Source organism: Allochromatium warmingii (genome assembly GCF_900107145.1).
Lineage (GTDB): Bacteria > Pseudomonadota > Gammaproteobacteria > Chromatiales > Chromatiaceae > Thermochromatium > Thermochromatium warmingii.
In genome coordinates this window covers 1-18,806 of sequence record NZ_FNOW01000053.1, presented here as the reverse complement: position 1 = coordinate 18,806, position 18,806 = coordinate 1, and the positions used below count along the sequence as shown (strand labels likewise).

Below are 18,806 nucleotides of genomic sequence, written 5' to 3'. Positions count from 1 at the left end.
GTAAGTCTGGGTTTTCAATTTTTATATTTCGCACTCTCATCGTGAAAACCTCTTTTATTTACTATAATTATAGACACTTCTGCAAATAACTATAAATCGACTCTGGCCCCTTTTTACTTTTCCTTTTTACTTTTTACTGCGTATGATGTGCGCGATGTGGCTTGACAGAGGTCATGGATGGGCTACTCTTAGACTAGATTGCAGTCAGTGTAGCACGCGGTTGCCAGACTGCTATCTAAATACACTTTTAGGCAACAACCTAAAGAAGAGGTAGGATTCAATATGAATGAGAAGCAACAAAATGAGTTTCAGATAGGAGATGTCGTCCGACTTAAGTCGGGCGGATTGAAAATGACTGTCGTTGAATACTGCGACCCAAAAAACCATGCAGACAAGCCAGCAGTAAAATGCAAATGGTTTGAGCAGGCAGAACGCGCAATGACGGAGCTTGAAAAAATCACTTACGATTATTTCCCTGAGGCCGCCTTAGTTAAAGTCAAGTAGAAGAAAATAGCGGTAGAATAGCAGAATAGGGAGCAGAATAGGGAGCAGACCCCTATTTCCCCCCTATTTCCCCCCTATTTCCCCCCTATTTCCCCCCTATTTCCCCTATTTACTAGTAAGGTGAAAAATAGGTAAAATAGGGGTCTGACCCTATTTTTCTCTGTTGAGTTTTGTGAGTCGAGACACTTTAAAATGACTAAAGATGGAAAAATTTTCTGGGTAGATTTTGTTAGAGTGTTAGCAACTTTTCTTGTTATTTTACTTCACTCAGCAGCCCCATTATTGTATCAATATAGTAGCATCTCAAAAGCAGATTGGTGGGTAGCAAATATATATGATTCTATTTCAAGAATATGTGTTCCGTTGTTTTTCATGATTTCAGGTTATTTGTTATTAGAAAAAATGAAGACTTAAGTAATTTTTTAAAAAAAAGATTAAGCAAAGTAGTTTTGCCTTTAATTGTATGGTCGGCTATTTATATATTTTGGAAAAATTTTGAAACAAATTCCCCTGTAACTTTAATTTCTTTTTTTAGCATATTATTTTCCCCAGCCTATTATCATTTGTGGTTCTTGTATGCAATTATTGGAGTTTACTTTTTTGTACCTATACTTCGAATTTTCGTAATACATGCAGATAAAAAAGTGAATTATTACTATTATATTTTTCTATGGTTTTTTGCAGTTTCTATTATTCCATTTATGGAAAAATTTACTTCAATAAAAAGTAGTTTTGACTTTCTTTCAGTTTCTGGTTTTTTCGGTTATTGTTTGCTAGGATTCTTTTTAGGAAAAAATGATTTGTTTTTACAAAAAGTAAAAAAACTGCTGTTTATTTTTATTATTTTCTTTGGTTTTACAGTTTTTGGAACATATATCTTAACTGCCAGAAATGAAAACCATATTTTTGACGAATACTTTTATGGATATTTATCTCCAAATGTAGTTATTATGTCAGTTACAGCTTTTTTATTAATAAAAATTCTTGCACAGAAGCAGAAAGCAATTTTTTTTGAAAATGCAAAATTTTTAAATGTGTTGTCTTCTTTTTCGTCGGCAAGTTTTGGTATATATTTTATTCATGCGATATTTTTGTCTCTATTATCGCAAGGATTTTTTGGATTTACTTTAAATGGATTTATAAGATCGGCTTGGTATAGTATCCCAGCAACTGCAATATTGACTTTTTTCTTTTCCTATTTAACAGTAATAGCCATCAAAAAAGTACCAATCTTAAAGAAAATAGTGCCTTAAAAGTTTTTAAGCAGTATTAAGTCGGGTTGCCCGTTCACTCTAAATCCACTCTCAAACCATGAATATTTGCGGAGTTGATGACTATCTCATCGGCGAACAGCAGAGCGACATCCGTCACGAATATATCGCCGGCCAAGTCTTTGCTATGGCCGGTGCCAGCGAAACGCACAATCGCCTTGCTGGCAATCTGTTTTTCCATCTGCGTGCTGCCGCACGCGGTACGCCCTGCGGCGTTTTTATGGGCGATATGAAGGTTCGGGTCGCTGCACATGAGGCATTTTATTATCCAGACGTTCTCTTAACCTGCGCATCCGAAGATGCTGCGCCATTCTATAAAACTGCGCCCTGTCTGATCGCTGAGGTGCTCTCGCCGAGCACTGAACTGACTGATCGGCGCGAAAAGCTTATCGCGCTTTAGCGTCATTGCGTTATTACGTACTGATTGCGCAGGATTGCCGCCGAGTCGAGGTTTATAGCCGAGACGAGACGGGTGAATGGCGACATCAAGTCTATGAAAATAGCGGCGAAATCGCGTTCGATTGCCCGCCGCTGCATCCGCGTTTGACCCTAGATGATGTCTACGAGGATGTCGTGTTGGCGACTCTGCCAGTGTCTGTCGATCCGTATTGAACTGCGTAGATTGGGTTACCCATTCATCCAACATCCATACCCAACGCACCGCGCAACATCCCTTGAAATCCTTTAAGTTCCAGCGTATAGTCCCACTTCTTAAGGAACAGGCGCATCCAGAACACACTCCTGAATCGTCGTCATAAGGCCCCGTTATGGGGTTTTTTTATCGCTCGCGGAAGGACGCCAGTCGGCGCACCCGCACGCTTGAGCAGGTTACGCAGTTGGGCCGCTGGCCCAATTTTTGTTTCTACGGGGCGCACAGTATGCAGCCGGCTGACAGCCAACTCACCCTTTTAGTACGTCGGGTCGTCGAACCTCTGGGCTATGAGCTGGTTGGCGTCGAGTATTTTCAAAAAGGTGGCGGGGCCACGCTGCGGGTGTATATCGACCACGAACACGGTATCACGCTGGATGATTGCACCACCGTCAGCCATCAGTTGAGCGGTGTGCTCGATGTCGAAGACCCAATTCCTGAGCAATACGATCTGGAAGTCTCCTCCCCCGGCTTAGATCGCCCGCTGGTGTTTCCTGAGCATTTTGAACGCTTCGTCGGACGCCGCGTGCGGATGCGGTTGAGCGAGAAGGTTGAGGGACGGCGCAAACTGGAAGGGGTGTTGCGTGGACTGCACGCCGGTGTCGTTACGCTGTATGCCGAGGAGCGCGATTGGGAGATCCCCTTGACGAGCCTCGACTCGGCGCGATTGATTCCTGAGTTGTGAGTGATGCGGGTGTCGGTGAAGCCTAACAGCCTGTCGTTTTCATGCTGGCCGCAGTGCAAGCTGGATAGTGGTGAATGAGCAAAGAGATCCTGAATGTCGTTGAAGCCGTCTCGAACGAGAAGGATGTCCCCGAGGGCGTCATTTTCGAGGCGATAGAAGCCGCGCTGGCCTCGGCGACCCGCAAAAAACACGGCGGTGAGATCGACGTGCGCGTGACTATCGACCGCAAAACCGGCAATTATCGAACCTTCCGCCGCTGGGAGATCGTCACCGATCCCGAGAGCGGAATGCTCGATGCGCCTTCGCGTCAGATTACCGCTTCAGCAGCGGCAATTTTGGAGCCAGAGTTGCGCGTCGGTGAGTTTATGGAGGAGGAGATCGATTCCGAACTCTTCGGTCGCATCGCAGCGCAGACGGCCAAGCAAGTCATTGTCCAAAAGGTGCGCGACGCTGAACGCGCTAAGATCGTCGATGCCTTCGCCGAGCGGCAGGGGCAGCTTGTGACTGGTATCGTCAAAAAAGCCGACCGCGGCACGATTTTGCTCGATTTGGGTAATAACGCTGAGGCGTTGGTACCCCGCGATCATGTCATTCCGCGTGAATCTGTGCGTCCGGGCGACCGGCTGCGCGGTTATCTGTACGATGTGCGCTCCGAGCAAAAGGGGCCGCAGCTGTTCGTTAGTCGGACTGCGCCGGAATTGTTGATTGAGCTGTTTAAGCTCGAAGTGCCCGAGGTCGGCGAGGGGTTGATTGAGATTCTCGGCGCAGCCCGCGATCCGGGGGTGCGGGCGAAGATCGCGGTGCGTACCCGTGACCCGCGTATTGATCCGGTCGGCGCCTGTGTCGGGATGCGCGGTTCGCGGGTGCAGGCGGTGTCGAATGAACTCAACGGCGAGCGCGTCGATATCATTCTCTGGGATGAGAATCCAGCGCAGTTTGTCATCAATGCCATGTCACCAGCCGATGTCGTCTCCATCGTCATCGACGAGGAGGCGCGGAGTATGGATGTCGCGGTGAAGGAAGAAAATCTTGCGCAGGCGATTGGCCGTTTTGGGCAGAATGTCCGGCTCGCGACCCAGTTGAGCGGCTGGGAGCTGAATGTGATGAATGAGCAAGATGCCGCCGCGAAGAGCGAGCAGGAGGCACGGCGCTCCGCTCAGGTGTTTATGGATCAGTTAGGCATCGACGAGGGGTTGGCAACGCTGCTCGTTGAAGAAGGGTTTTCAAGCGTCGATGAGGTGGCCTATGTGCCGCTGGAGGAGATGCGCGCCATCGATGATCTCGATGAGGAGACCATTGAGCTGTTGCGCGAACGCGCCAGCGATGTCTTGGTTACGCGCGCCATTGCCACCGAAGAAGTCGATGAGGTGGGTGGGCTGAGTCTGTCAGCGTTGGAGGGGATGGACGCGGCTCTCGTCGCGCTGCTCGCCGAACGCGGTATCGAGACCCTGGATGATCTCGCCGACCTCGCGGTCGATGACCTCATGGAAATCGAGGGCATGGACGAAGTGCGGGCCGCCCGGTTGATTATGCAGGCGCGCGAGCCGTTGTTCGCGAATGCTCCAGAGGAATAGAGGTACAAAGGTCAGCCAATGAGTGAAGTCACGGTCAAGCAACTCGCCTCAACGGTCGGCATTCCGGTCGAGCGACTCCTAACCCAGTTGAAAGATGCCGGTATTAGCGCCAGCGATGCCAATTCCACACTCACCGAGCAGGAAAAAGTCAAGCTGCTCGCGCATTTGCGCCGCAGTCATGGCAAGGATGCCGGTGAGGCCGATGGTGGCCCCGGGCAGGTGACGATTAAGCGTAAATCAGTTAGTGAATTGCGTGTGCCAAATGCCAATCCACCGCGGACTCATGCGCCCAATTCGCGTCCGGCTCCGGCTGCTCGCAGCGGTGGGAGTGGTGGCAGTGGCAGCGGCGGTAAAACAGTCAGTGTCGAGGTGCGGCGGAAGCGTACCTATGTAAAACGTGCCGATGAGCCGGCGACTGGTACTACGCCAGCTCCGCGTCGTCAGCCCGGTGATCGGAAACGTGCTGCGAATACGACGGCGGTGATTGATGAGTCGCGGCGGCGGGCGGCGCTTGAGGCGATGCGTGCCGAGCAGGAGGCGCGGCGTTTGGCTGAACAGGAGGAGCAGGAGCACACGGCTCGTGCCGAGGAAATCCGCGCCGAGGAAGAGCGGCGGCTGGCGGCTGAGGCGCGGCGTAAGGCTGAGGAAGCTGCGCGGATTCAGGCCGAGCGTGATGCGCTGGAACAGGCCGAGCGGTTGGCGCGTGGTGCGGCGGACGCAGTTGTGGCCGCTGAAAGCGCGGAACACGCAGAAAATAGTGAAATAGAAAATGTAGAGCTAGGTGTCGCTGGCGCGGGTGGGGCCAAAGCGGTCGCGCCTGTTGTCGCCGCAACGCCAGCGCGGCGCACGGATGCGGCGAAGCCGAAAAAGCCAGCGAAAAAAGCCGCCGAGCCGACTGAGAAAGAGAAAGAAAAGGAAAAAGAGAAGGAGAAAGAGCGGTCGGCGAAGAAGGTCGTGCGTAAGGAGGCAACTCCAGTGCGCGTGCGTGATATCGCGGTCGCCGGTCGCGGTGAGTATGAGGACATCGACGGCCCCAGCGGGGGACGTGGCCCGCGTCGGCGCAAGAAGTCGTCTAAGCCGCAGCTTCAGGATAAGCACGCCTTTCAGCGTCCGACAGCTCCAGTGGTGCGCGAGGTCGAGATTCCTGAGACCATCACCGTTGCTGAACTGGCCAATCGTATGTCAGTGAAGGCCGCTATCGTCATCAAAGAGCTGTTTAAGCAGGGCATGATGGTGACCATCAATCAGAACTTGGATCGTGATACCGCGATTCTGGTGGTTGAGGAGATGGGTCATAAGGCCGTTGCCGCCGATGAGCGCGATGCCGAGGGCACCTTGCTCGATGAGATGCAGGAGCAGGAAGGTCAGTTCGAGGCGCTGCCACGTCCGCCCGTGGTCACCATCATGGGCCATGTCGATCACGGTAAAACCTCGCTGCTCGATTATATCCGCCGTACTCGCGTCGCTTCTGGTGAGGCCGGTGGCATTACCCAGCATATTGGCGCGTATCACGTCGAAACTGCGAAAGGCACCGTGTCGTTCCTCGATACGCCCGGCCATGCCGCGTTCTCAGCGATGCGTGCACGCGGCGCGAAAGTCACGGATATCGTGATTCTGGTCGTCGCCGCTGATGATGGTGTCATGCCGCAGACGGTCGAAGCTATTCAGCACGCTCGCGCTGCTGGGGTGCCGTTGATTGTGGCCATCAATAAGGTGGATAAGCCGGACGCGAATCCCGATAAGGTGATGCAGGAACTCACCCAGTACGAGGTGCTGACTGAGGAATGGGGCGGCGATACCATGATGGTTAAGGTTTCAGCGAAGGCTGGAACCGGTATCGACGAACTGCTCGATGCAATTCTGCTTCAGGCCGAAGTGCTCGAACTCAAGGCTCCGGTTGCTGGCCCGGCGCGTGGCGCGATTGTCGAATCCAGTCTCGATAAGGGTCGCGGCCCGGTGGCAACCGTGCTGGTGCAGTCCGGTACGCTCAAGCGTGGCGACATCATTGTCTCCGGCGGTGAGTATGGTCGCGTGCGGGCGATGTTCGATGAGGCCGGTGCGCCGGTCGAATCGGCTGGCCCGTCGATTCCGGTGCAGGTGCTCGGATTATCCGGTACACCGAATGCGGGTGATGATGTCATCACGGTCAGCGATGAGCGTCGCGCTCGTGAGGTGGCTGAGTTCCGCGCTGCCCGTTCGCGTCAGAATCGCTTTGATGAGCAACGCGGTGTTAGTCTCGATCAGCTCTTCACCCAGCTCAAAGACGGCGAGCAAAAATCGGTCAACATTATTCTGAAGGCCGATGTGCAAGGCAGTCTCGAAGCTTTGCGCGAAAGTCTGCTTAAGCTCACTAACGATGAAGTCAAGGTCGCTATCGTCGCTTCCGGCGTCGGCGGACTCACTGAATCCGATGCCAATTTGGCCGTCACCTCGAACGCGATTCTGCTCGGCTTCAATGTCCGTGCCGATGCCGCTGCACGGCGCGTCGTCGAAGAAAAAGGCTTAGATCTGCGTTATTACAGCATCATTTATGAGCTGATCGACGAGGTGAAGCAAGCGATCTCGGGTCTGTTGAGTCCGATTGTCACCGAAGAAATCATCGGCTTGGCGCAGGTGCGCGATGTGTTCCGCTCGTCGAAGTTCGGCGCAGTGGCCGGCTGTATGGTGATCGAGGGTCTCATCAAGCGTAATAATCCGATCCGTGTGTTGCGCAATAACGTCGTCGTTTACGAAGGGGCGCTCGAATCGTTGCGTCGCTTCAAAGATGATGTGTCTGAAGTCAAGCACGGCATGGAATGCGGCATCGGCGTCAAGAATTACAACGATGTGCAGCCCGGCGACCAGATCGAAGTCTTTGAGCGTACCGAGAAGGCTCGCGTCCTGTGAACGACCGTGAATTTGACCGCACCGAGCGCATCGGTGCCGAAATGAAACGCGCACTGGCGGTGCTGGTGCGCGATCAAGTCAAGGATCCGCGTTTGGCCAATATCACGGTGCATGAAGTGCGTGTCACCCGCGATCTGGCCCACGCGAAGGTCTATTTCACCTGTTTTCCGTCCGATGAAAACACGCAGGCGCAGGAACGGCTGCTCAATAAACAGCTCGCCGGCTTTCTGCGTCATGCGCTGGCGCAGGAAGTCCGCTTGCGGCTCATGCCACAATTACATTTTGTGCATGATGAATCCATCGCGCACGGTCAGCATCTCTCAAGTTTGATTGAACAGGCCGTCGCCGACATCAGCCCGGCGGATGCTGACGCCGCCGCACCGGAGCATTGAGCGCATGGGACGCCGCCGCCATTCAGGACGCCCAATCACGGGGATCCTGTTGTTAGATAAACCGCTGGGCTTGTCCTCAAACGACGCCCTGCAACGGGTCAAACGCTATTATCGCGCCGCCAAAGCTGGGCACACCGGCAGTCTCGACCCATTAGCCACCGGGCTACTGCCCTGTTGTTTGGGCGACTCGACCAAATTCTCAGCTTTCTTGCTCGACGCTGATAAACGCTATCGCGTGCGCGTTAAGCTCGGCGAAATCACCACCACCGGCGATGCCGAGGGCGAAGTCATCGCTCAGGCGTCAGTCGATCATGTGACCGAAGCGCGGCTGCGCGAAGTGCTGGCCGGTTTTCTCGGTTCGATTACGCAATTGCCGCCGATGTTTTCAGCCGTCAAACATCAAGGCCAGCGGCTTTATGAGCTGGCGCGGCAGGGCTTGGAAGTCGAGCGCCAGCCGCGCCCCATCGAGATTCATACCCTCGACCTGCTGGCCTTCGCGCTCCCAGAAATCGAACTCGATGTGCATTGCTCCAAAGGCACCTATGTCCGCACATTAGCCGAAGATATTGGGCGCGAACTCGGCTGCGGCGCCTATGTCACGGCGCTGCGGCGCACCGGCGTTGGCCCCTACACTGAACCCGATGTGACCTTTGTCACCGGCGAGCAGATCGCGGCCCTCGCTGAGGCCGAAGAGTTCGCCGCGCTCGATGCGCTGTTGTTGCCGCTGGATAGCGCACTCGGGCATTGTCCGGCGCTCAAACTCTCGGCAGATACCGCCTTTTATCTCGGGCAAGGTCAAGCCGTGCTCGTGCCGCAAGCGCCAACCGCCGGACTGGTGCGGCTCTATGATCCGTCAGCGCATTTTCTCGGCGTCGGCGAAATCCGCGATGATGGCAAAGTTCAACCCAAGCGGTTGATCTAATGTTACGTTCCCAAGCTAGAGCTTAGGAACGAGATTAAGCTGGCGGCTGATAGCCGGAAGCTAACAGCGACCCACTCAACCCGCGACCCGCTGACCCTTCCCTGAAGTCATTGTTGGGGCGGTGGTCAACAGACCGGTCGCTTTTTTTCATGCGTTTACGCTTTTTTTTGAGGAACATTCCAATGACAATGACTGCTGCTGATAAGAAGAAGGTCGTCGATGAATATGCACGCGGCGAGCGTGACACCGGCTCACCAGAAGTTCAGGTCGCGCTGCTGACCGCTCGCATTCTGCAACTGACCGACCACTTCAAAGAGCACAAGCATGATCATCACTCGCGGCGCGGTCTGGTGCGCATGGTCAACTCGCGGCGCAAGCTGCTCGACTATCTCAAGCGCAAAGACATCGACCGCTACCGCGATCTGATCGCCCGTCTGGGTTTGCGTCGCTAACACGTTCACGTATTCGAGCAAACGGGTGGTCGGTTGTCGGTCGCTCGTTCGTCGGCTCTCCGTGCATCCGGCTGGGATGCGCCACGAGCCGACTTCCCCCCGCCCGGCCATCCCCGTTCGCGCTGATCCGAGCCGTAGGTTTGGAATGCCACGAGTCCGTCGTCCGGCGGCCCACTACTCCGCGCCAAACATCCCGAGGATTGATCTGTGATTCCCACTCCCATCGTGAAAGAGTTCCAATTCGGCCATCAGACCGTAAGGCTTGAAACCGGCGAGATCGCACGTCAAGCCGATGGTGCTGTCCTCGTCAACATGGATGATACTGTGGTGCTCGTAACCGTCGTGGTTGATAAACGACCGGGTGCCGAACGCGACTTTTTGCCGCTCACCGTCGAATATCAAGAAAAAACTTACGCCGCCGGACGCATCCCTGGCGGCTTTTTTCGGCGCGAAGGTCGCCCCAGTGAAGGCGAAATTTTGACGGCGCGACTGATCGACCGCCCGATTCGCCCGCTGTTTGCCGAAGGCTTCTGTAACGAAGTGCAGATTATTGCCACCGTCAAGTCGCTCAATCCGGCGGTCAATCCCGAGGTGCCGGCGCTGATCGGTGCTTCCGCTGCGCTGATGCTCTCCGGTGTGCCATTTAATGGCCCGATTGCCGCCGCCCGCGTCGGCTACAAAAATGGCGAATATATGCTTAATCCAGCCGTGATCGGGCTGGGGCCAGATTCCGATCTCGATCTGGTCGTCGCCGGTACGGATAAGGCGGTGCTGATGGTCGAATCCGAAGCACGCGGTCTGTCCGAAGAGGTGATGCTCGGCGCGGTGCTGTTCGGCCATGAACAGATGCAGGTCGCGATTCAAGCGATTCGTGAACTGGCCGCTGAAGTCGGCAAGCCGCCGATGGCGTGGACACCGCATGTCATCGACCCGCTGCTCAGTCAGGCCGTGCAGTTAGCTGGTGGTGCCGCGATTGCCGACGCCTATCGCATCAAAGAAAAGCAGGCCCGCTATACCGCGCTCGACAGCGCCCGCGCCGCAATCGTTGCGCAACTATGTGGCGGTGAGTCGCCCACCTGGAGCGAAGCCCAGATCAAAGCCGCGATTGAGGCACTCGAATCGAGCACCGTGCGCGAGTCGATTTTAGCCGGTGAACCGCGCATCGACGGGCGTGATACCAAGACCGTGCGCCCGATCACCATTCGTACTGGCGTGCTGCCACGCACCCACGGCTCGGCGCTGTTTACCCGTGGTGAAACGCAGGCGATGGTCATTACCACGCTTGGCACGGAGCGTGATTCACAGGTGATCGACGCCCTCGACGGCGAGCGGCGCGAGCACTTCATGCTGCATTACAACTTCCCGCCGTTCTGTGTCGGCGAGATCGGGCGCGTCGGCAGCCCCAAACGCCGCGAAATCGGTCATGGCCGATTAGCCAAACGTGGCGTGCTCGCCGTCATGCCCAGCATCGAAGAATTTCCCTATTCGGTGCGCGTCGTCTCCGAAATCACCGAATCTAACGGCTCCAGCTCAATGGCCAGCGTCTGCGGCACCAGTTTGGCGCTGATGGATGCCGGCGTACCAATCAAAGCGCCGGTCGCAGGCGTAGCGATGGGCTTGATTAAAGAAGGTGAGCGTTTTGCCGTGCTCACCGACATCATGGGCGACGAAGATCATCTCGGCGACATGGATTTTAAAGTTGCTGGCACCGCGACCGGCATTAATGCCCTGCAAATGGATATTAAAATCGAGGGTATTACCCGCGAGATTATGGAAATTGCCCTCGAACAGGCTAAAGCTGGTCGGCTGCATATTCTCGGCGAAATGAATAAAATCATCGACGCCCATCGCTCGGAAATGTCCGAACACGCGCCGCGCATTATTGAATTAAAGATTCATCCCGAAAAAATTCGCGATGTCATCGGTAAGGGCGGTTCAGTGATTCGCGCAATCACCGAAGAAACCGGCGCAACCATTGATATCAATGACGATGGCATCGTGAAGATTTTCTCGGTTGTTAAATCAGCCGGTGAAGAAGCTAAGCGCCGCATTCGTTTAATCACCGCTGATGTCGAAGTTGGCAAAGTCTATGAAGGCAAGGTTGCCCGCTTAATGGATTTTGGTGCATTCGTCACCATTCTCCCCGGACGCGATGGTTTAGTGCATATTTCGCAGATTTGCGAAGAGCGCGTCCAATCCGTCAGCGACAAGCTTAAAGAAGGCGATGTCGTGCGCGTCAAAGTGCTTGAAGTCGATAAGCAGGGCCGCATTCGCTTGAGCATGAAGGCGGTTGAATTGGGCGAATAATCCCCATCTGCTCGCAGACCGCACAGCGGCCTGTGAAGTTGAGCACTTAAAACCGCGTATGGCATCATCATGCGCGGTTTCTTTTTGTCCGTTTCGCACCGCGCACCGTCCGCTATTTTATTTAATCGCAGCGAATTCAAACACGCTCCCTGACATCACTACACAGCGGTTGATTTCCCATGTCGCATTCTGATTCTGATTCCACCTTAATTGGCCGCGTGATCGACATTCAAAGCGGCCGCCTGTTTGCCACACTCTTTCCCAGTGAAGCAGGCTTTCCGAGCACTAAAACGCTCGGCGATGAAACCCTGCCGATAGGTCAATTAGCCACGCTGGTTGAAATCAAAGATCGCGCCGGACAGATTTTGGCTGAAGTTGCTCGCAGTTATGAAGAAGCCGTCGGCTCGCGCAATGTTAAAAGCGACACAGATGCTGCTGCACCGCGTCAGGTGACAGTACGCGAACGGCGCTTAGAATTAACTGCACTCGGCGAAATCAATGCCGCTGGCAAATTAGAACCGGGCGTCAGTCGTTATCCATTGATTGGCGCAACCGTGCATGTCATTCCCAGCATGCGCTTAGCCGAATTGCTCGCACGTCACACACAGGTTGCGCTTGAATTAGGACGGCTCTCAGTGCGCCCGACGCTCAAAGCGACGCTCGAACCCACGGCATTATTTGGCCGTCATCTAGCGATATTAGGTCAATCCGGTGCCGGTAAATCTTGGACACTATCGAGTTTATTGCAGCGCGTGGTCAAAACCATGCCGCATTCACATATCATCCTGCTTGATTTACACGGCGAATACGGTTGGAAACAAGCTGACGGGACAACAGCGGGCATTTTTCCGCCGGGTACCGCACGCTATCTCGATGCGCAGGAATTAGAAATTCCCTATTGGTTACTGACCTATTCCGAACTCGTCGATTTATTCGTTGATCGCGCTGACAACAATGCAACATTGCAAATTGCCTTTCTGCGCGAAACCGTTTACGCCCTGCGCAAACAATCGAATCAACATGCTGGCATTGATCGGCTGTCGGTCGATTCGCCGGTCTATTTTTCGATTGAAGAACTTTATCAACGCTTTAAAAAAGCTAACGAAGAAAAGCTCGAATTTGGTAAAGTCAAGGGGCCGTTATTCGGCGCATTTGATGATTTTTTGGTGCGTTTTTTATCGCTCTATAATGATGGGCGCTATGATTTTTTCATGCACCCACGTAAAAATAACACTTCGGCGCGTTTAGAAGATTTATTACGCGATTTCGTCGGTCTAGGTGAGCCAAAGCGTCAAGTTACAGTCATTGATCTGAGTCCAGTGCCAGTGGATTTACGCCCAGTTATTTCAGCACAGATTGGCCGGTTAGCCTATGAATTTAATTACTGGAATCCACGGCGGCATGAATTTCCGCTGTTGTTAGTCTGCGAAGAAGCGCATCAGTATATCCCGCGTGAATCCGATACGCGCTTTGTTGGGACGCGCCGCTCAATGGAACGGATTGCCAAAGAAGGGCGCAAATACGGCGTAACGCTCTGTATTGTCAGTCAACGCCCAACGGAATTATCAGAAACCGTACTCGCGCAATGCGGTAATTATTTATGTCTACGCATCTCTAATGCTGACGACCAAGAATATGTCCGTCGTTTGCTACCGGAAGGGGCGAAAAATCTTGCTGACCGGTTGGCGTCATTGCGACGCGGTGAGGTATTAGCGGTTGGTGATGCGGCGCTTTTGCCGACACGCATTCAAGTTGATTTACCTGATCCGCCACCAGCAAGCAGTGATGCGCCATTTTCGCGCAGTTGGATGAATGGGCCGGATGATTTGGATGTGGCCGATATTATTGATCGCTGGTGGCGGCAGGTGCGGTGAGTGATGCGCGATCTGTTGTTATATTCTGTGTGAATTTACAACGCTAAAAACCTCAAAAACGCTTCAAAAAATGTGTCTACAATCCCCGCCAACTTGACACATGGTTGCTCGCGCAAAACTGATGAACATTCCCGGCTACACGATTCTCCGCGAACTCGGCAGCGGCGGCATGGCGACCGTCTATCTGGCGCGACAAGACCGCTTAAAACGCGAAGTTGCGCTGAAAGTAATGAAGCAATTGGCCACGACTGGCGATGATTTTGTCGCTCGGTTTATTAAAGAAGGACAAATTATCGCCAAGCTCCAGCATCCGCAAATCGTCACCATTTACGATTTCGATGTCACTGATGGCTATTATTATTTTTCGATGGAGCTATTGGCCGGTGGCACGCTCGCCGAGCGCATCGAGCGCGGACTGACAACGCAACGTGCGCTCACCATTCTACGCCGCGTTGCCGAAGCCCTCGCCGTTGCTCATGCGCGGGGCATCATTCACCGCGACATCAAACCGCAAAATATCCTGTTTCGCGACGCCAATACGCCGGTGCTGACCGATTTTGGCATCGCGCACGCGCTCACCCGCGATACCGACTCATTGCAACTGACGCTGACCCGCCTCGGCACGGTCATCGGCAGCCCGCGCTACATGAGTCCTGAGCAAAGCACCGGACTGCCGCTCGATCCACGCGCCGATCTCTACAGTTTGGGCGTGGTGTTTTACGAAATGCTGACGCAAGAACTGCCTTATGAGGCCGATAATGTCGTCAGTCTGGCGATGAAACATTGCCTTGAGCCAATCCCTTATCTGTCCGCGTCATTGGCACAGTATCAGCCGTTGCTTGATCGGTTGATCGCCAAAAAGCCTGATGATCGCTTTCCCACCGTCGGCGCGTTGCTGCGGGCGCTCGACGATTTTGACGGCTTCACTGCCACGTCGCCGCCAACCGACGATGCCACACAGATTGTTTCGCGGCTGCGGCCGCCGGTCATATCCAGTGAGCACGACGCCACCGCCGTGCTCACGCAAGCGAGCCAGACGACGCCCGCGCCGAATTGCAACGACGCCACCGAAGTCATCACCCAGATCGCCGCCGCCGATCACTCGTCGCCCAGCCGTCGCCGCTGGCTCGCCCCGCTGCTGATTGCCTGCGGTGTGGCCGGTAGCGGCGGCGCGTATCTGGCGCTCTATGGCCCGCCACAGTTCGACGACACGCCGCCATCTGAGCCGCCCTCCGCACTGCCAGATGCGCTCACGGCGCTGGAGGAATCGCGCCGCCAAGCCAGTGCGCTGCTTGCCTCGGGCGCGATTGCCGACAGTCTGGCCGTCATTGAACAGGCGCTCCGTGCGACGCCACAGGATGCCGTATTGCTGGATTTACAGGCGACTGCGCAAAAACAATTACAACGCGATACGCAGCGTGAAAGCGCCGCATTACTCGATCAAGCGCGAGAAGCATTTAATCGCGCTGATTATGCTGCTAGTCGAGAATTAGTCATACGCGGTTTAGCCTTAGCACCGAATGATCCAGATTGGCTTGCTTTTCAGCAACGCTTAAATGCTCAAGCACAATTACCAGCGGCAATCAGTAGCGCATTAAATAATTGCCGCGAGCGTTTTCCACTCACCGCGATTCAGCCCGAAACTGCGGCTGAAGCACAGGATTGCTATACGCAGATCCTAGACTTAGCACCGGCTAATCCTGAAGTGCTGGCGCAGCTCACTGCCATTCACGATCAGCTTGCAACACGAATCACTACTCAGCTCACACAACATCAGCTTGATATCGCTGAATACACACTCGCACAATTAGCAGGTTTAGCACCGCACTATTCTAAACTCAACGCCTTAACCGCTGAATTATCGCGCCGCCGCGAATGGATTCCGCCACTTGTCGATATTCGCGGTGGCTGTTTTCAAATGGGTAGTCCAGCATCAGAAACTGGACGCGAAGACGATGAACGCCAGCACAATGTATGCGTTCAGCCCTTTCGACTCGGACGCTTTGAAGTCTCGGTTGCCAATTTTCAGCATTTTATTACCGCGACCGGTTATCAAACTGATGCCGAGCGCAATACTGGCGGAATATCTGGCTGTTGGACATTTGATAAAAACGCGACTGCCGATCCTTGGGGTTATCACGCTTGGGCGAGTTGGCGCAAACCCAATGCTTCACGTCCGAATACTGAACGTGATCCCGTCAGTTGCATTAGCTGGAATGATGCGCACGCTTATTTAGAATGGCTGAATCAAGAAACCGGCAGTCATTTCCGCTTTGCGACCGAGGCTGAATGGGAATATGCCGCTCGCGCCGATACTAAAACAGCGCGTTATTGGGGCGATGCGTTAAATAAACAGGCGTGTCGCTATACGAATAGTGCCGATGCGGAACATGGCTGGGCGGATGGTTTTCCATGCAATGATCAGCAAGAATGGGTCGCACCGATTGGGAGTTTTGCACCCAATGCGCTGGGCTTACACGATATGCTCGGTAATCTTTGGGAATGGACGTGTTCGGAATATGAAAGCGATTATGCTGGAGCAGAACAGCGGTGTACCTCGCCGCTATCGGATACGCCGCGTATTCTGCGCGGTGGCGCGTGGAATAGCGGCCCGGGCGCAGTTCGTGCGGCCTATCGCAATCGCAATTTCCCCGAATCACGTTATAGCTTTGTTGGTTTTCGCCTAGCGGCTGATACGCCAGCGTCCAGTGAAGTTAATACGCCAGAGCAACAGCCGTAATCTCTTGCAAGCCGAGTTATTTTTGCGCCAGCTCGCGTGAGGTATCAACCAACGCTTGATATTGCGCAGTGCGGGTTAATTCTAATTTACCCAATTGAGCGCGGTATTGCTGTTCATTGCGCACCAGCGCCAATTTACCCTGCTGTGCGGTTTTCGAGCCACCCAGATCATGCTCTTTAATGACCTGTACCGCATGGAGTTCTTTACGCCGCTGCTCGGCTTGACTGGTCGCATCGAGGCGCTGACTTTTGACTTGGCGCTCTAATTCACGACGCATTCCACTCGCCTGCGCAGATGCGGTGCGTAATTGTTGGCGCAGTGCAGCAGCAACCTGATTGCGCACCGCGATTTCGCGTTGAAATAAGGCTGCTTGTGCCTTGAGTGCGGATTCAAAAATCAATGTATCTTCAGTGAGTCCCGAGGCTTTGCGATACCAATTCAACGCCTGTGCTTTGTCTTGATTGACTCCTAAACCGCGCTCATAAAGTGATCCGAGATTCGTTTGCGCTGGGCTATGATTTTGCTCCGCCGCTTTACGATACCACTCTGCTGCTTTGATATAATCCGGCGCGGGCAAGCCTAAACCTTTCTCATAGATTTCGCCGACGTAATTCTGAGAAATGGCATCACCATTTTGCGCTTTGGGTAATAACGTCTGGAGCGCCGTTGCATAATCTGACCGATCAAAAAGCACAAATTCACCACCGCGAATGCCACATTCTGATTTGGTAGATTTCACTAAGCGGCGCGGGGTGAGATAGGTCATGCGCGTGCCGAGCTGGCGAATTTGCCCCGGCAATAGGCAGTCAACTAATACCAAATCGTCGATGCCGCGCCCGGGAACAATAGGTGCAAGCGGCGGTAGCCCGAGGGTTGGATCATCTGGTTCGGTTGTGGTAGCGCAGCCGACCAGTCCGGCAAGTAGTGCGCTGTAGACGAGCAGCCGTACCGGATGGAGCCTGATATCCTGTGCCATGACCAAGCACCTCGATGTGTATGTTTACTGGGGGCGGCGCGTGTGTTGTGCGGAAATTGTCGATAGCTGACTCGTTAAGTCTGGCATTTTTTCAAAAGTGCCAAATTGACAAGCACGGCATTTCATGGAATCTTACACCATTAAACAGCTTAAACCTTTCTATAGAGTTTGGCCATGCCCCATTTTAAAAAAACCGGCAATTTTTGCCGGTTGTTCTTTTTTTGCTTGCTATTTTGGGGATTGTTTCGCTACAGGTGCGGGCGGTTGATACTTGGAATATAACGTTCAATTTTATTTTACCTATCCTATGATAATTATACATAAAACTATAATGCGCCAATTAATCTGCATTCGTCATGTCTTGCTAGCCATTATTATTTTGATGCTAGGACTATTTGCAACACAGGCGAAAGCAGGGGGGGCGACTGTTGTTTCAGATTGGTATGTTTTTGCATCACCCGGCGATTCTGTAACCTGGGTTTATGAGGCTTATTCCTATTCCATTGTCACTGGTTTTACCGTCAGTGGTCAGTTAGCTGGATTATGCACAAGGAATGCCTCAACTAATACTATAAATTGTCAAGTTCCAGCAAGTTTTTCACCAAGTGTGATTGACGTTAACCTTTCTCTTAATTGGTGTGAAACGACAGATGGAATAAATTGCGTCAGTGGCGGTGGATTTGGTTCTGATAGCATAACAGTGTGGGTTGAAGTAATTGAATCTACATCTGTGACTGTTCCAGATGTTGTCGGTCAGAGTCAGGCTAGTGCTGAATCAGCATTGCTTGAGCTGGGACTCCTGAGCACAGTTACAACTCAAAGTAGCCCTACCATTACTGCTGGGACAGTTATTAGCCAAAGTCCAAATGCTGGTAACAGCGTGGTAAATGGGAGCACTGTTGCGTTAGTAGTCTCTAGCGGCCCAGTTTCAACTTTTGTATCGGTTCCCGATCTATCCGGTCAGACCGTCAGCGGTGCTCAATCGCGGTTGGCCAATGAGGGTTTAATCCTCGGAACAGTCACCGAGGAATACAGCGCCACAGTTCCCGCCGGTCAGGTCATTCGCCAAGATCCAACAGCGAACAATGAGCTGCAAGTTGGCAGTGCGGTTGCCGTCTGGGTTTCCAAAGGCCTCGCGCCGGTCAAAGTTCCCGATCTATCCGGTCAGACCGTCAGCGGTGCTCAATCGCGGTTGGCCAATGAGGGTTTAATCCTCGGAACAGTCACCGAGGAATACAGCGCCACAGTTCCCGCCGGTCAGGTCATTCGCCAAGATCCAACAGCGAACAATGAGCTGCAAGTTGGCAGTGCGGTTGCCGTCTGGGTTTCCAAAGGCCTCGCTCCGGTCAAAGTTCCCGATCTATCGGGTCAAACACTTAGCGGCGCTGAATCGCTGCTCACCAACGTGGGTCTGACACTCGGAACAGTCACCGAGGAATACAGCGCCACAGTTCCCGCCGGTCAGGTCATTCGCCAAAGTCCAACAGCGAACAATGAGCTGCAAGTTGGCAGTGCGGTTGCCGTCTGGGTTTCCAAAGGCCTCGCTCCGGTCAAAGTTCCCGATCTATCCGGTC

The 18,806-nt window shown here is 53.4% G+C and carries 12 protein-coding genes and 2 pseudogenes; 13 read left to right on the top strand and 1 reads right to left on the bottom strand.

The features are described 5' to 3' along the window. Positions 1 to 282: 282 nt before the first annotated feature. The 12 genes and pseudogenes from BLW10_RS12370 (at position 283) to BLW10_RS12310 (ending at position 16,256) form a co-directional block, all read left to right on the top strand. Entirely contained in the window at positions 283 to 504 is a 222-nt protein-coding gene (locus BLW10_RS12370) for a YodC family protein (protein WP_091335123.1), read from the top strand. A gap of 192 nt (positions 505 to 696) precedes the next feature. After that, a pseudogene (locus BLW10_RS12360) lies at positions 697 to 1,757 on the top strand (acyltransferase). Between the two features lie 58 nt (positions 1,758 to 1,815). After that, a pseudogene (locus tag BLW10_RS14560) lies at positions 1,816 to 2,387 on the top strand (Uma2 family endonuclease). Between the two features lie 266 nt (positions 2,388 to 2,653). Further along, positions 2,654 to 3,109, top strand: coding sequence for a ribosome maturation factor RimP (gene rimP / locus BLW10_RS12350; RefSeq protein ID WP_091335126.1), 456 nt, complete (start codon positions 2,654 to 2,656; stop codon positions 3,107 to 3,109). A 74-nt stretch (positions 3,110 to 3,183) separates the two neighbouring features. Next, positions 3,184 to 4,683: a transcription termination factor NusA gene (gene nusA, locus BLW10_RS12345; protein ID WP_091335118.1), complete on the top strand. Its 1,500-nt coding sequence runs from the start codon at positions 3,184 to 3,186 to the stop codon at positions 4,681 to 4,683. An 18-nt stretch (positions 4,684 to 4,701) separates the two neighbouring features. After that, positions 4,702 to 7,569, top strand: coding sequence for a translation initiation factor IF-2 (infB, locus tag BLW10_RS12340; protein WP_091335116.1), 2,868 nt, complete (start codon positions 4,702 to 4,704; stop codon positions 7,567 to 7,569). Next, positions 7,566 to 7,961: a 30S ribosome-binding factor RbfA gene (rbfA, locus tag BLW10_RS12335; RefSeq protein WP_091335114.1), complete on the top strand. Its 396-nt coding sequence runs from the start codon at positions 7,566 to 7,568 to the stop codon at positions 7,959 to 7,961. The genes infB and rbfA overlap by 4 nt, the downstream gene beginning before the upstream one ends. Positions 7,962 to 7,965: 4 nt before the next feature. Further along, positions 7,966 to 8,883, top strand: coding sequence for a tRNA pseudouridine(55) synthase TruB (gene truB, locus BLW10_RS12330; protein WP_091335124.1), 918 nt, complete (start codon positions 7,966 to 7,968; stop codon positions 8,881 to 8,883). Between the two features lie 182 nt (positions 8,884 to 9,065). Continuing rightward, on the top strand, positions 9,066 to 9,335 hold the full coding sequence (rpsO, locus tag BLW10_RS12325) for a 30S ribosomal protein S15 (RefSeq protein ID WP_091335112.1): 270 nt from the start codon (positions 9,066 to 9,068) through the stop codon (positions 9,333 to 9,335). A gap of 207 nt (positions 9,336 to 9,542) precedes the next feature. Further along, on the top strand, positions 9,543 to 11,642 hold the full coding sequence (pnp, locus tag BLW10_RS12320) for a polyribonucleotide nucleotidyltransferase (RefSeq protein WP_091335110.1): 2,100 nt from the start codon (positions 9,543 to 9,545) through the stop codon (positions 11,640 to 11,642). A gap of 179 nt (positions 11,643 to 11,821) precedes the next feature. Beyond that, complete coding sequence (locus BLW10_RS12315) at positions 11,822 to 13,516, top strand: ATP-binding protein (RefSeq protein ID WP_091335108.1); 1,695 nt, start codon at positions 11,822 to 11,824, stop codon at positions 13,514 to 13,516. Between the two features lie 121 nt (positions 13,517 to 13,637). After that, positions 13,638 to 16,256, top strand: coding sequence for a bifunctional serine/threonine-protein kinase/formylglycine-generating enzyme family protein (locus BLW10_RS12310; RefSeq protein WP_177169069.1), 2,619 nt, complete (start codon positions 13,638 to 13,640; stop codon positions 16,254 to 16,256). A gap of 16 nt (positions 16,257 to 16,272) precedes the next feature. Here the strand turns inward: BLW10_RS12310 and BLW10_RS12305 are convergent, their stop codons facing one another. Further along, positions 16,273 to 17,232 carry a tetratricopeptide repeat protein gene (locus BLW10_RS12305; RefSeq protein ID WP_091335104.1) on the bottom strand — a complete coding sequence of 320 codons (960 nt, stop codon included), beginning with the start codon at positions 17,230 to 17,232 and terminating at the stop codon, positions 16,273 to 16,275. A 730-nt stretch (positions 17,233 to 17,962) separates the two neighbouring features. Between BLW10_RS12305 and BLW10_RS14045 the strand changes: the two genes are divergently transcribed. Further along, positions 17,963 to 18,806 (top strand): PASTA domain-containing protein (locus BLW10_RS14045; RefSeq protein WP_177169068.1); only part of this gene is annotated, 844 nt, incomplete at its 3' end.

Bases quoted from the DNA above. Each gene is read 5' to 3' on its own strand.
- rpsO (WP_091335112.1), top strand. From the start codon at position 9,066: ATGACAATGACTGCTGCTGATAAGAAGAAGGTCGTCGATGAATATGCA.
- BLW10_RS12315 (WP_091335108.1), top strand. From the start codon at position 11,822: ATGTCGCATTCTGATTCTGATTCCACCTTAATTGGCCGCGTGATCGAC.
- BLW10_RS12305 (WP_091335104.1), bottom strand. From the start codon at position 17,232: ATGGCACAGGATATCAGGCTCCATCCGGTACGGCTGCTCGTCTACAGC.
- BLW10_RS12370 (WP_091335123.1), top strand. From the start codon at position 283: ATGAATGAGAAGCAACAAAATGAGTTTCAGATAGGAGATGTCGTCCGA.
- BLW10_RS12310 (WP_177169069.1), top strand. From the start codon at position 13,638: ATGAACATTCCCGGCTACACGATTCTCCGCGAACTCGGCAGCGGCGGC.
- truB (WP_091335124.1), top strand. From the start codon at position 7,966: ATGGGACGCCGCCGCCATTCAGGACGCCCAATCACGGGGATCCTGTTG.
- infB (WP_091335116.1), top strand. From the start codon at position 4,702: ATGAGTGAAGTCACGGTCAAGCAACTCGCCTCAACGGTCGGCATTCCG.
- nusA (WP_091335118.1), top strand. From the start codon at position 3,184: ATGAGCAAAGAGATCCTGAATGTCGTTGAAGCCGTCTCGAACGAGAAG.
- rimP (WP_091335126.1), top strand. From the start codon at position 2,654: ATGCAGCCGGCTGACAGCCAACTCACCCTTTTAGTACGTCGGGTCGTC.